This is a genomic window from Kitasatospora nipponensis, assembly GCF_039528135.1.
Classification (GTDB): domain Bacteria; phylum Actinomycetota; class Actinomycetes; order Streptomycetales; family Streptomycetaceae; genus Kitasatospora; species Kitasatospora nipponensis.
Genome location: NZ_BAAALF010001139.1, coordinates 1 through 524, shown reverse-complemented (window position 1 = coordinate 524; position 524 = coordinate 1). Strand labels below are relative to the sequence as shown.

The 524-nt window shown below is 68.9% G+C and carries 1 protein-coding gene; it reads right to left on the bottom strand.

The features are described from left to right. On the bottom strand, positions 1–413 hold a 413-nt coding region (locus ABD323_RS45300), incomplete at its 3' end, for a hypothetical protein (RefSeq protein ID WP_344447762.1). Positions 414–524: the final 111 nt, after the last annotated feature.

Below are 524 nucleotides of genomic sequence, written 5' to 3'. Positions count from 1 at the left end.
TCAGTGCTCGCCTCCTCGGGCTCCACCGACTGCAACCTCGACACCCGGCCGGCCGAGGTCCGCACCGGGTCGTTCCTCCTCACCGCCGCCAGCAGGCGTCGAACCTCGGCCGGATCGACGCCCAGACGCTCGGCGATTTCCTTTCGGGAGCAACCCAGTTCAGCCATCTCGGCGGCGACCCGAGCCAGGTCGGCTTGACCTGCCAGCCGGACCTCCTCCACCTCTGCGTGCAGGTCCTTGATGCGCGCGTTGATGGCCCGCACCTGCTGGTCGGTCTTCTCCTGTGCCAGGAGGAACCTCTCTGCCCTGTCGAGCACCCGCTGATGGCGTTGGGCTATGCCGGCACTGAGCTCGCGGGCCCGCTTGCGAGCGTCGATCATCTTGACCGCCCGCCGTGGAGTCGCTGCTGCCATGGTGTTCACCTTCCTGATGCCCTTCGAGGGGTCCGGCCGCAGGTTGGCGGCCAGGCTTCGTACGTCACCCAGTACCCCGCCGAGGACCGGTCACGGGCGGGCACGGCTCAG